Source organism: Paraburkholderia sp. HD33-4 (assembly GCF_021390635.1).
Taxonomy (GTDB): Bacteria; Pseudomonadota; Gammaproteobacteria; order Burkholderiales; family Burkholderiaceae; genus Paraburkholderia.
Window position 1 is genome coordinate 1115333 of sequence record NZ_JAJEJS010000002.1, and the last position, 12900, is coordinate 1128232.

At 65.6% G+C, this 12900-nt stretch carries 11 protein-coding genes; 7 read left to right on the plus strand and 4 right to left on the minus strand.

From position 1 onward, the window contains the following. Nucleotides 1-24: 24 nt before the first annotated feature. Complete coding sequence (locus L0U84_RS24880; protein ID WP_233856774.1) at nt 25-1434, plus strand: efflux transporter outer membrane subunit; 1410 nt, start codon at nt 25-27, stop codon at nt 1432-1434. A gap of 156 nt (nt 1435-1590) precedes the next feature. Beyond that, nucleotides 1591-1866, plus strand: coding sequence for a DUF1488 domain-containing protein (locus tag L0U84_RS24885; RefSeq protein ID WP_233853621.1), 276 nt, complete (start codon nt 1591-1593; stop codon nt 1864-1866). On the opposite strand, the gene L0U84_RS24890 is transcribed toward L0U84_RS24885, so the two are convergent. Both L0U84_RS24890 and groL read right to left on the minus strand, forming a co-directional pair. Beyond that, the gene (locus L0U84_RS24890; protein ID WP_233853622.1) at nt 1850-3538 is read right to left on the minus strand and encodes a bifunctional aminoglycoside phosphotransferase/ATP-binding protein; all 1689 of its coding nucleotides are present in this window, start codon (nt 3536-3538) and stop codon (nt 1850-1852) included. The genes L0U84_RS24885 and L0U84_RS24890 overlap by 17 nt on opposite strands. 24 nt (nt 3539-3562) lie before the next feature. After that, a complete protein-coding gene (groL, locus tag L0U84_RS24895) occupies nt 3563-5185 on the minus strand; it encodes a chaperonin GroEL (RefSeq protein ID WP_233856776.1) in 1623 nt (540 codons plus the stop codon). Between the two features lie 313 nt (nt 5186-5498). Here groL and ftsH point away from each other — a divergent pair, with 313 nt between their 5' ends. Next, on the plus strand, nt 5499-7397 hold the full coding sequence (gene ftsH, locus L0U84_RS24900) for an ATP-dependent zinc metalloprotease FtsH (protein WP_233856785.1): 1899 nt from the start codon (nt 5499-5501) through the stop codon (nt 7395-7397). A gap of 121 nt (nt 7398-7518) precedes the next feature. Then, nucleotides 7519-7953, plus strand: a complete 435-nt coding sequence (locus L0U84_RS24905) for an Hsp20/alpha crystallin family protein (RefSeq protein ID WP_233853624.1) — start codon at nt 7519-7521, stop codon at nt 7951-7953. A gap of 112 nt (nt 7954-8065) precedes the next feature. Here the strand turns inward: L0U84_RS24905 and L0U84_RS24910 are convergent, their stop codons facing one another. Both L0U84_RS24910 and L0U84_RS24915 read right to left on the minus strand, forming a co-directional pair. Continuing rightward, nucleotides 8066-8734 carry a nitroreductase family protein gene (locus L0U84_RS24910; RefSeq protein ID WP_233853627.1) on the minus strand — a complete coding sequence of 223 codons (669 nt, stop codon included), beginning with the start codon at nt 8732-8734 and terminating at the stop codon, nt 8066-8068. A 119-nt stretch (nt 8735-8853) separates the two neighbouring features. After that, nucleotides 8854-9762 (minus strand): LOG family protein, encoded by a 909-nt coding sequence (locus tag L0U84_RS24915; protein ID WP_233853629.1) that lies wholly within the window; start codon nt 9760-9762, stop codon nt 8854-8856. Between the two features lie 113 nt (nt 9763-9875). Between L0U84_RS24915 and L0U84_RS24920 the strand changes: the two genes are divergently transcribed. The 3 genes from L0U84_RS24920 to L0U84_RS24930 all read left to right on the plus strand — a co-directional run bounded on the left by L0U84_RS24920 (nt 9876) and on the right by L0U84_RS24930 (nt 12772). Continuing rightward, nucleotides 9876-10832 (plus strand): acetyltransferase, encoded by a 957-nt coding sequence (locus L0U84_RS24920; RefSeq protein ID WP_233853631.1) that lies wholly within the window; start codon nt 9876-9878, stop codon nt 10830-10832. A gap of 91 nt (nt 10833-10923) precedes the next feature. Beyond that, a complete protein-coding gene (locus L0U84_RS24925; RefSeq protein ID WP_233853632.1) occupies nt 10924-12072 on the plus strand; it encodes a chemotaxis protein CheB in 1149 nt (382 codons plus the stop codon). A 10-nt stretch (nt 12073-12082) separates the two neighbouring features. After that, the gene (locus L0U84_RS24930) at nt 12083-12772 is read left to right on the plus strand and encodes a CBS domain-containing protein (protein WP_233853633.1); all 690 of its coding nucleotides are present in this window, start codon (nt 12083-12085) and stop codon (nt 12770-12772) included. The last annotated feature ends 128 nt before the right edge of the window (nt 12773-12900 follow it).

Consider the following 12900-nt stretch of genomic DNA (forward strand, 5'->3'; position numbering starts at 1 on the left):
CGCCTCGCGCGCTATGCCGCGTTCATGCCCTGCGCCGCGCTCATTGCGTCCTGCATGGTCGGCCCGGATTTCTCGCGACCGGCCGCGCCGGCTGTCGACCAGTATGAGAAGACCGAACAGCAGAGCTTTGCGGCGCCGGGCGGCACGCAGATGTTGACACCGGATGTCGGCGTGCGCGACGACTGGTGGACCGCGTTCGGCAGCACCGCGATCGACGCCGCCGTCGATCAGACACTGACCGGCAACGCGACCCTTGAAGGCGGCGAGGCGGCCCTGCGGCGCAGCGACGACCTGTTGCGCGCGGGCGCGGGCATCTTCTATCCGCAGATCGATGCTGGGGCCGATGCGACGCGCCAGCGCTACTCGCCGTTGCGCAATGGCGTCGCGGCACCGCCGACCGTGTTCAATCTGCTCACGTTGTCGGCCACGATCAGCTACACGCTGGATATCTGGGGCGGCGAACGCAGGGAAGTCGAGGCGCTCACCGCGCAAACCGACGCACAGCGCTACGCGCTCGCCGCCACTTACCTGACGCTCGCCGCCAACGTCGTCAATACGATGATCGCGCGAGCCGCGTACAGCGACGAGATAGCGGCGACGAAGGAGATGATCGGGCTCGTGCGCGAGCAGATCGGGATCACCGAGGCGCAGGTCACGGCGGGCGCGAGCGCGTGGTCGGCCGTATTGTCGTTGCAGAACCAGATGGCCACGCTGGAGGCCTCGGTGCCGGGACTCGAACAGAAGCGCGCGGAAGCCGAGCATCTGCTCGCGTTACTGGCGGGCATGTACCCGGTGCAGTGGAGTGCGCCGGCGCTATCGTTGCAGGACATCACGCTGCCGGGGCTGTTGCCGCGGACGCTGCCGTCCTCGCTCGTCAGACGCCGGCCCGACATCCTTCAGGCCGAAGCAGTCTTGCATGCGGCGAGCGCGAACATCGGCGTGGCGACGGCGGCGATGTTTCCGCAGATCACGTTGTCGGCGTCGGGTGGTCTCGACAGCATGGTGTTTAGTGAACTAGGCAACTCGGCCGGGCAGGTATGGAGCCTCGCCGCGGGGTTGACCGCGCCGGTGTTTCATGGCGGCGCGCTGTGGTTTCAGCGCAAGGCCGCGATCGCCGAGTACCAGGAATCGCAGGCCGCCTATCGCGAAGTCGTGCTGGCGGCCTTCTCCCAGGTCGCCGACACGCTGCGCGCGCTAGAGCACGACGCGCAGATCGTCGAGGCGCAGACCCGTGCGGTGCAGTCGGCGGCCGAAGCGCTGCGGCTACTGAAGGTGTCCTATCTTGCCGGCACCGCCGGCTATCTGGAGATTCTGATCGCGGACGGCCAGTATCACCAGGCCCGCATCGCGTGGCTGCAGGCGAGCGCGCAGCGTCTGCAGGATACGGTCGCGCTGTATGCGGCGCTCGGTGGGGGTCTTGCTGCGCCATCGTGAGCGGCGTGCCGCTCGCCAGCGCCATCACCGGCACCGGCCGCGTTGACATGCATCAAGTCCGCCGGGAATCGCGTGGCTAAGCTGGGAAGGTCGCACCGCGTCCGATGCGTCGAGAATCCGCCGACGCGCCATTTCATGCCCGAAGGGGACTCCATCATGCACATTTCCTTTCCATCCAGCCCCCCCGAGTATTGCGGTCGAGATCTGGCGCTGGCGTTTCCTGCGCTCGTCGACGATCAGCCCGTGCAGTGCGCGATCACGGCCGAAGCGCTCGAAGATCATTTCGGCGCGCGCTCGCTGCGCGAAGACGATCTGATTGAGGCGTTCGTTGCGCATCGATTCCAGATCGAACAGGGGGCAGCGCGTCTGCTCAATGAGGTCGGCGCCAAACCCGTGCTGCTGCATAGCGGTTTCTTCAGGTTCTGCACGTAGCGAGCGAGGCCGCCGTGGCGGGTTCCATGCGCGGCCGCATCAGTTCAAGCACGAGGCGCCAGAACGCCGGGGATTCGAACGTCGCGATGGGTACCGCAGTGTCGAATGACAAAGTGAGCGTCTGCTCCGTCGAAGTCAGCGCGTCGGCGCTCGCAAGTTGTTGTGTGAGCGTGGCGGTGTCGGCATCGGACAGATCGCGCGGACCCTGCCGGCGGGCCTCGATGCGTTGCGCGAGCACCGCCCGCTCGGCTTGAAAGTCGAGAATGCGGGCCGCCACGCCGAGCTGTCCGGCGAGCTCGAAAAACGCGCTGCGATGACGCCACTCGAGAAAGGTCGCGTCGACGATCACGCTGTGTCCGCTTTGCAGCACGACGCGCGCGACGCGAAGAAGGTGTTCGTAGATCGCGTGACGCGCTACCGACGTGTAGTGTTCGGCGCCAAGCGCCGTGTGCGAGTCGGGCGCTGGCCGCAGACGCTTGCGCTCGGCATCGCTCGACACGCGCACCGCGCCGCACAGGTCGGCGAGTGCCCGGCTCGCGACCGATTTCCCCGAACCGGAATAGCCATGGCACGTCAGCAGAACGGGTTTCGGCTTCTGCGTCTGCGCGTGCGCGACCTCGAGGTAGCGCAGGGCCGGTTGCGGGACCACAGCGTTCCGGCCCGGCGCGTGTCCCGCTTTCAGACACGCGACCCACGCCCGCACCAGGGCGCGATAGGCAATGTATAAAGGCATCAGCGAAAGCGCCGCATAGTCGCCCGACGTTTCCAGCCAACCATTCAAGAGGCGATTGGCCAGACGGGGCTCCGCTCGCGCGCCCAGATCCATCACGAGAAACGCGACGTCCGCGGCGACGTCGATCCAGCGTAGCGCATCGTCGAAGTCGATACAGTCGAACATCGCGATTGCGCCGCGCCAGCGAACCACGTTGTCCAGATGCAGATCGCCGTGGCAGCCGCGCACGAAACCCGCGGCGCGGCGCCGCTCGATCACCGGCGCCAGTTCATCGAGCTGGCGCGCGCACCAAGCGGCAATACCGGGCAGGGCGGGATGACTGCGATTCGTCACCAGCGCGGCGGTGATCGTTTCGATCTGCATTCGCACCAGCCTGGCGCTGCCGTAACGCGGCGAAGGCGCGTTGCGTGGCGCCCTCAAGTGATAGCCGGCGAGCCGCTTTGCCGCGTCGTCTATATCGCGGGGCGTCAGCGCTCCCTTTGCCGCGAGACTCGAAAACAGCATCGCCTCGTCGAAGCGGCGCATTTTGACCGCGTGCTCGACGACCGCGCCGCCGGACCCGAGGGTCAGCACGCTGGCGTGGCGCGCAATGGGCAACACTGCGGCGTAGAGACCTGGCGCGAGTGGCCGGTTCAGAAGAAGCTGGGCTTCGCAGCAGCGCTTGCGTGTCGCGGCGGCGGTAAAGTCCGCGAAACCTGGTGCGACGGGTTTGATGATCTTGTAGGCGAAGCGCCCGGCGAGATACACGACGGAAATATGCGTTTCGATCCTGACGATTCTGCCCGCCGGATGCCGGTACGTGCCGGGCCTGCGCAGCGCCGCGTCGAGCCTGCGAACGCTGCGGCGCGCGGCGCGCAGGCGGTTGGCGAGATGCTGGATGCCGCGCCCCGTGGTATCGGCGCGGCGTGCGGAATGCTTGCGGCTGGGTGGCGAGCTCATGCTGGCCCCTTGCCAGTGCCGCGCTCAACCGAACTCGGGGCGCGAGGCGCCACGGCCCGCGCCGTAGTTGCGTTCCGCCGCGGGGCGCACGATCATGCAGTCCGTCGTGAGCAGCAGCGACGCGACGGAGATCGCGTTTTGCAGCGCGGTGCGCGCAACCTTGACCGGATCGACGATGCCCCGCCCGATCATGTCACCGTATTCGCCGCGCGCGGCGTCATAGCCAAAGGCACCGTCGGCCGCTGCAACCGCATGCACGACGGCCTGCGCGTCCGCGCCGGCATTTTGTGCGATTTGCCGCAACGGCGCGGCGAGCGCATCGTGCACGATCCTTGCCCCGATCTTATGGGTTTGCGTTTCGCCATATTGCTCCAGCACGCGGCGCGCGCGTAGCAGCGCAACGCCGCCGCCGGGCACGAAGCCTTCCTCGACGGCGGCGCGCGTCGAATGCAGCGCATCCTCGAAACGGTTCTTGCGCTCGCGCAGCGCGGTCTCCGTCGCAGCGCCGACGCGGATCACGGCGACGCCTCCCGCGAGCTTCGCGAGGCGCCGGTTCAGCGCCTCTCGTTCGTGCGGGTCGGTCCCGCTGTCGATACGCTTTTTCAGGCCCGCGATCCGCTCCGCAATGCGCGCATGATCGCCGTGCCCGGCGACGATCGTCGTCGTGTCGCGCGATACCTCGATGCGCCGCGCGGCACCCAGATCGTCCAGCGTGGCGTTTTCGAGCGTGCGGCCGGTCTTCGGCGAGATGACCGTGGCGCCCGTGAGCGCCGCGAGGTCCGCCAGTTGTTCGGAGCGGCTCTCGCCGAAGCCGGGTGAGCGGATCGCGCAAGACCTGAACGTGCCGCGCAGATGATTGACGACGAGCGTGGCGAGCGCCTCGCCTTCGATCTCGTTCGCGATGACGAATAGCGGTTTGCCGGTCGCCATCACCGCTTCGAGTACCGGCAGCAATTGCGCGACCGACGACACGGTCAGATCGCATAGCAGGACGCGAGGCTCGTCGAGCACGACGTCGCGGCGATCCTCGTCGACGAACAGTGGCGACACGAAACCGCGATCGAGAAGCGAGCCGTCGACCGTCTCCAGCTCGTCGTCGAGTTTGGAGCCGTCCTCGATGCTGATCGCGCCTTCATTGCCGACGCGTTCGACCGCCTGGGCCACCAGCGCTCCGATGCTGGCATCGCCGCTCGCGGAGATGGTCGCGATCTGGCGCATTTCATCGGCCGATGCGCACGGACGCGCGAGCCGGCGCAGTTCCTCGACGACCCGTTTTCCCGCGTCTTCGATCGCGCACTTGAGCGCCATCGGATCGTAGCCGGCGGCCACGCACTTGTTACCTTCGACGACGATGGCCTGCGCGAGCGTGGTCGCGGTGGTGGTGCCGTCGCCGGCCACCTCGCTCGTGCGTGTGGCCACCTCGCGCAAGAGTTGTGCGCCCATTTCCGCGTAGGGATCCGTCAGGTCGACCGAGCCCGCGACGATTACGCCGGAATTCGCGACCAACGGCACGCCTGAAGGCCGCTCGACGATCACGTTGCGGCCTCCGGGCCCAAGCGTGACCTTGACGGCCTCGGCGAGTGCATTGACGCCGTTGAGCAGCAATTGCCGGGCGTCATGGTGAAACACGAGCGTCTCATTCGACACGGTTGACCTCCGCGTGGTGGGACGGCCGGCGTCCGCGTCGCGCACGAGCCGGGATCGTCTACTCATTTAAGTCATCGGGTATCGCGAACGGGTTGATCTGTATCAACGAGGCGCGGCGGCGTAACGAATCCGCGCGGCTTTCTTGCGTGATTGCAGGCGCTTGATCCTTGTCAAACGGTACTTTTCGCCATCGGCGATGCTGGACCTGTCGAAAGTTGACAGATCGGGAGGAGCGATGAAAGAGGATCGCGCCGAATGGCGCCGTCCGCGCCACAAACCCTCGCCATGGCTCGACCTGACCAGCGCGGCGGTAATGCTGTTTGTCGGCCTTGTCTTCGCACTGCGGTTGCTGGCTTCGCAGGTGGCGACCGTTGACGTCGCATACAGCGATTTCCTGCAGCTGGTCGCAGAGAGGCAGGTGCAGGACCTCGTCGTGACGCCGACGCGCATCACCGGCACGCTCAGGATGCCGGGCGCCGCCGCGTGGCTGCCAGCGTCCGCCGTAGCCGGTATCAGGAAGGAAAGCGCCGGGCCGTGGGATTTCTCCACCGTTCGCGTCGCCGACGACGGGCTCGCGCAGACGCTCGCCGCCGCGGGCATCCGTTATACGGGCGGCGGCGACAGCGGGTGGCCGGCTTTGCTGCTGTCATGGGGTGCGCCGCTGTTGTTGATGCTGTTGGTCTGGCATTTCATGTTCCGGCGCGTCGGTGGCCTCCAGGAGTACACGAAGATCGGCCGCGGCAACCCGCATGTGCTGATGCAGGAGGACACCGGCATCAGCTTCGACGACATCGCCGGGATCGACGAGGCGAAAGCCGAACTCAAGCAGATCGTCGCCTTCCTGCGCGACGCGGATCGCTATCGCAAGCTGGGCGGCAAGATACCGAAAGGGGTGCTGATCGTCGGCGCGCCTGGCACTGGCAAGACGCTGCTCGCGAAAGCCGTCGCCGGTGAAGCGGGCGTGCCGTTCTACTCGGTCAGCGGTGCGGCGTTCGTCGAGATGTTCGTCGGCGTGGGCGCGGCGCGCGTGCGCGATCTGTTCGAGCAGGCGCAGGCCGAGGCGCCGTGCATCGTGTTCATCGACGAGCTCGATGCGCTTGGCAAGGTGCGCGGAGCCGGCATCACGTCGGGCAACGACGAACGCGAGCAGACGCTCAACCAGTTGCTCATCGAGATGGACGGGTTCCGATCCAACTCGGGCGTGATCATCATGGCGGCGACCAACCGGCCCGAGACGCTTGATCCGGCGCTGCTGCGCCCCGGCCGCTTCGACCGGCACATCGCGATCGACCGGCCCGATCTGAACGGCAGACGGCAGATCCTCGCGGTCCATACGCGGCACGTGACGCTGGCGCCGCAGGTCGACCTGGGGGAGATCGCGTCGCGCACCCCGGGCTTCGTCGGAGCCGATCTCGCGAATGTCGTCAACGAAGCCGCTTTGCACGCCGCCGAGGCCGACAAGGAGGCCGTCGACATGTCGGACTTCGACGAGGCGATCGACCGCGCGATGGCCGGCATGGAGCGCAAGAGCCGGGTGATGAACGCGCAGGAAAAGGTGACGATCGCCTGGCACGAAGCGGGGCACGCGCTCGTCGCATACAACCGCAAGCACAGCGATCCGGTGAAGAAAGTGTCGATCATCCCGCGCGGCGTGGCGGCGCTCGGCTACACGCAGCAGGTGCCGACCGAAGACCGCTACCTGCTGCGGCAAAGCGAACTGCTCGACAGGCTCGATGTGCTGCTGGGTGGACGGGTCGCGGAGGAACTTGTGTTCGGCGACGTCTCGACGGGCGCGGAAAACGACCTCGATCGCGCGACCGCGATGGCGCGTCATATGGTCACGCGCTACGGCATGAGCGAGCGCATCGGTCTCGCGACGCTCGGCGAAGCGGTCGATCCGACCGGGTTGCGGGCGTTCGAGCCTTGGCGCGCCGCGCCGTGCAGCGAGGATACCGCGCGGCTCATCGATGAGGAAATTCGCGGCGTGCTGAACGCTGCCCATCAGCGGGTCAGCGCAACGCTTCGCGCACAGCGCGCGCCGCTCGAGCGGATCGCCCACCTGTTGCTGGAGCGCGAGGTGCTGGACCACGACCTGCTGCAAAAGGCGATCGAAGGCCAGCCCGTGTCCGGGACCTCGCTTGACGTGGATCAACGCCGCGAGGCCGTGCGCGATTACGCTGAAGGTACTGTTTCACGGTGCGGACCATCGTGAATGCGCGAGGCGGCGGCATCCGATTCAGCGCGCGCCTTGCGCAATCCGGCGACATTGCAGGCCGGATCGCAGTCGGTCAATTGGGCCATTACAGGGCCTGCTTATCTGAAGGAGAGAGGCAATGAGCAATCTGACGCGTTTTGATCCGTTTTCGTCGGATCCTGTTTCGGATCTGTTCCAGGGATTTTTCCGGCCGATGCGCTCGGCGCTGACGACTCAGGACAACGAACTCGCATCGATGAAGATCGACGTGACGGAAACCGACGGAGCCTATTCGGTGAAAGCCGAGTTGCCGGGCGTCGACAAGAAGGATATCGACGTTCAGATCGACGGGCGCGTCGTTTCGATCAACGCCAAGGTCGAGCGCAACAAGGAGGAAAAGGAGGGCGAGCGCGTGATTCGGCGCGAGCGTTACTCCGGCACGTTCAGCCGCTCGTTCTCGCTCGGCGGCGAGGTCGACGAGGCGAACGCAAAGGCCGAATACAAGGACGGTGTGCTGTCGTTGAGCCTGCCGAAAAAGGCGTCGGGCGATCACAAGCGCCTGACCATCAACTAGAAGCCAGCAAGCTGGCCTGAAGCGAGGCGCGCCGCAACCCGGGCGCGCCTTCTTTCTTTTTCTTTTCCTGAGCACGATTGTTCCGGCGCCGCTTTGCGCCAACTCCATCGCTTCAATCCGCGAGAGAGCTGAGCTTCGTACCGAGTGCGCCAACGGTCTGCGCGAGAATCGGCAATTCGTCTTCGTTCAACCTGAGCGAGTCGGAGAGCAGGCGGTGGTTGATCCAGCCGCGCACCACGTTGCCGAGCCCCTCGGATGCACAGTACAGCGCGACGTTTTGCGCCATGGCCCCCACCGCGACGGAGGAGAAGATATCGCGTTGCTGCACGGGCATCTGCAGCAGACGCGCCGTGTTGACCACATACACGAGGTCGAGCGGTGCCTCGCCGACGAAGTCCTGGTAGCCGGTCAGATTGCGCGCGTCGGTCGCATGCTTGAGCACGAGCCGGTGCGACGCAGAGTCGTAGCGATAGACGCCATTGGGCAGAACCGCGTAAAGGTCGATTTCATTGACGGCATTCGCGGATGGCGCCGTGCGGCCCCCGGTGGCCGGACGATTGACACCGTCGGCGGCCCATAGCAGCGCGCCGAGCGTGGCGAGCGGCAGATCCGCCGTGGAAAATTCGCGCGTGGTCGCACGCAACGAAAGCGCTTTCAACAGAGGTGCGCCCGAACTCATATCGGGCAAGGGCAATTCGATCGAAGCGGGAGCTTCCCCTCGCGGGCGCGCCGGCACTCGACCCGGTGCGGGTTCATAAGTCAGTAGTTGCGTGTCAGGCATGGTCGACTCCTTCGATGTTGGGGGCGATGCGTTCCCTCGCGTATCGATGCATCGACTTGAACATACCTGCGGGTGGGCGCTTCCCGTTTGACTTCAGTCAAACGCGTCGTGACGCGATTTCACTGATCCGATCGATGGTTTGCGTGCCAGTCGACGATCGCGGACCAGATGTCCTCAGCAGTTTCGCGAAAGACGAACAGTTCAGCATCCTCCGCGGAGATCATGCCTTCGCTCACCATGAAGTCGATATCGATCGCGCGCCGCCAGTACGGCTCGCCGACGAGCACCACGGGCAGCGCCCTGATCTTCCTCGTTTGCAGCAGCGTCAACACCTCGAACAGTTCGTCGCAAGTGCCGAATCCGCCGGGAAAAAAAATGGCTGCCTGCGCGCGCTCGAGCAAATGCAGCTTGCGGATCGCAAAGTAGTGGAGCCTGAAACACAGGTTGGGCGTGATGTAGGGATTCGGCTGCTGTTCGTGCGGCAACGCGATGTTCAGGCCGATGCTCGGGGCGGCGCGCTCGTGCGCGCCGCGATTCGCCGCTTCCATGATGCCGGGGCCGCCGCCCGTCACGATCGCGAGCGACGCCAGTGCGCCGCTACCGCGCGCGTCGCCGACGATGCGGCCCAGTTCGCGGGCAACCTCATAATAGCGGCTGAGTTCGAGCCGATGCGTCGCGGCTCGCACCGCCTGCTGATTGTTCCGCGCGTCGGGCTGCTCGCGCAGTGCGCGCCGCGCCTCGCGAAGCCGCCGTCGCGCGATGTCGGGCGCCGGAATGCGGGTACTGCCGTACACGACGATCGTGTGACGGATGTCGCGAAGTTGCAGCGTTTCCTCGGTCTTCCAGTAGTCGAGTTGCAGCCGGATGCCACACATTTCCGGTCTGCGTAGGAACGCGAGGTCTTCGTCCGCTTGCAGATAGGTCGGGTTCTCGACGAGGCGGCGCACGCGCGGCGGCAGCGCAGAGCGCGTGCTGGCGCCGGCGTCGTCAATCGCACCGCGCGTCGAGGATTTCTTTGCGCTTGCCATCTGCGTCTCCAGGCCAGCTAATGGCTTACCTTACGGTCGGGGGGCGCCGCCGCGTTGATCCACGTCAAGCGGGTGAGAACGGCGGTACGTTTCCATATGAAATGGAGCAGCCGATGAACCGATTCGACGTTTTCAATGGCGATGCCGACGGCATTTGCGCGCTGCATCAGTTGCGGCTCGCCGAGCCTGTCGACGCGATCCCGATTACGGGCGCAAAACGCGACGTCATGTTGTTGCGTCGAGCGAACGCACAACCAGGCGATAGCGTCACCGTGCTCGATATTTCGCTCGATTCGAACCGTGATTCGCTGATCGCGTTGCTCGATCGCGGTGTGGCGATCGACTATTTCGATCATCATTTCCCCGGCCCAATCCCCACGCACGCGCTGCTGACGACCCATATCGATACGTCGCCAGACATGTGTACGGCACTGATCGTGGATCGCCATCTGCAAGGCCGGTACACGCCATGGGCGGTGGTCGCAGCCTATGGCGACAACCTGCATCCGGCGGCGCATCGGGCCGCCATTGCGTGCGCGACGATCTGGTCCGACGAGCAAAAACTGCGCGAACTTGGCGAAGCGATCAACTACAACGCCTACGGAGACAGCGTCGCCGATCTTGCCGTCGATCCAGTCGAGATGTATCGCGCCATTCAACCCTTCCAGAACCCGTTGGAATTCATTGCTTCGACCCGCATCCTGCCCCAGCTCCAGGCGCGACGAACGGAAGACCTCGAGCTGGCCTTGGGCCTTGCGACGATCCGGCGGCTCGCGAATGGAACGGTGCACATTCTTCCCGACGCGGCGTGGGCGCGGCGCGTGCGGGGCGAATTCGCCAATCTGGTCGCGCGACGCGATCCGGCGCGAGCGCACGCGGTGCTGACGAGCCGCGGCGACGGCCGATACGTGGCGAGCATCCGGGCTCCGCTGGACTGTCCACGAGGCGCCGACGCCCTGTGCCGGCAATTCGGCGGCAACGGCAGGGAGGCCGCCGGCGGTATCGGCGGGCTCGATCTCGCGCGTCTCGACGAATTCGCGGCGGCGTTCAACGTTGCGTTTGGCCGGTAATTTACCGCTGCATCGCGGCGCAAGTGTGACCTCTTCACTGCGCGGTACACCGGCATGAGCGTGATCCTTGCCGGCTTGATGCAAATCAACGATGGTCTGGCGTCACACATCGATCATGGGCCTGTACACGAACAAAAGGCTAATCATGAGCGGCCGGATCTTTGTGATAGGCGCATCACACGGCGGAATCGATGCGTTACGACAACTGGTCAGTCAGTTGCCCGCCAGCTTCCCGGCGCCGATATTCATTGTCTTGCACATCGGCGCCACGAGCCCGGGCATGTTGCCGGTCATTCTGGGCAAGGCGGGACGCCTGCCGGTGGCCCAGCCGCGGGACCTCGAGTTCTTTGAGCCCGGGCGCATTTATGTCGCTCCTCCCGATCACCATATGCTCGTCCGGCAAGGCTATGTCCGCCTGTCGCAGGGGCCCCGGGAAAATCACTGCCGTCCCGCGGTAGACCCCCTGTTTCGCTCCGCCGCCAACGAGTACGGCCCGGCCGTCGTCGGCGTGGTGCTGACCGGACATCTCGACGATGGCACGGCCGGATTGATGGCCATCAAGGATCGCGGTGGACTCGCGGTGGTGCAGGAGCCATCGGAAGCGCTCGCGCCGTCGATGCCGCGAAGCGCACTTGCCCATGTCTGCGTCGATCGCTGCTGCAAGCTGGGGGAGATGGCGGACCTGATCGTGAATCTTGCCAACGACGATCCGGACAAGCCCGAGCCTGGTGACCACGACGAGCTGATCCGGATCGAGACACGCATCGCGGAAGGCATCCTCGACGCTGCGGACTGGTCGCGCTTCGAGCGCATGAGCGCGCCGTCGGGCCTGAACTGTCCCGACTGTTCGAGCGCGCTATTCGAATTGCCCGATCGACGGATGTTGCGGTTTCGATGCCGTGCCGGCCACGCATTTTCCGCGCTCTGTCTTCTTGGCGAACAGCAGAGATCGCGAGAGGACCATCTGGCCGCGCTGTTCGGTTTGCTCAACGAAGAAGCCGCGCTCGCACGACGCTTGCTGAGCGCTCCGTCGGCACAACGCGTGGACACCGACGCCGCGCTGCGCGAAAGGCTCGGGGGAGTGGAACGGGAAGCCGCGCAGGTGTGGCAGTGGCTGCGCGTCCGGGAGTTCCGCTTCTGCGCCGGACGCGAGGAGAGGGCCCGCTTGATTTCGATCAACACCGGCAAGCCGAAGAAAGCGAAACATTGTCCGGTCTTGCCACCACCCGCCACCCGCTAGGGAGATCACCATGCAAGCCTCTGACATCATGACGACCCAGGTCGTTTCAATCGCACCGGATAGTTCGGTCTATGACGCGGCAAAGCTGCTCGTCGAGAACAGGATCAGCGGCATGCCCGTCGTCGACGACGCGGGTAACGTGATCGGCATCGTCAGCGAGGGCGATCTGCTCCGGCGTGTCGAAACCGGCACCGAAACGCCGCGTCGCTCGTGGCTTGCGGAGTTCCTCGCGCCCACGCGTCAGCTCGCGGTCGAATATTTGAAAGAACGCTCGATACAGGTGCGTGACGTGATGAGCACGCCCGCTGTCACCGTCGCTGAATCCGCGTCGCTTACCGACGTCGCGCAATTGCTCGGGCGCAGGCACATCAAGCGGTTACCGGTGTTGAGCCGAGGCAAGCTCGTCGGCATCGTCAGCAGGTCCAACCTGGTGCGCGCGCTCGCAAGCTGCGCGCCCGCGCAGCTCGACGCGCAACCGTCGGACGAGCAGATCCGCAGCGCGATCAAGAAGGAACTCGATGGACATCGTTGGTCGATGGCCGCCGACGCCCTGATCGTCACGGAGGGCGTCGCTCATTGCTGGGGTGTGGTGCGCTCCGAGGAAGAGCGCCAGGCGATTCTCGCCGCCGCCGCACGCACGCCGGGTGTGAAAGCGGTGCAGGATCATCTGGAGTACCCGGTCGCCTTCACGCCGATGTGACCGGCGCGGCGCAAGAGCCGCCGGCTCGGTCGGCGACGGCGGCCAGGTACAACACGTCATAGAGATGGGCATGCCGCCGGCCACCGCGGTAGCGGAAGCAGATTTTCGCGGCGTCGTCACAGCTGGCA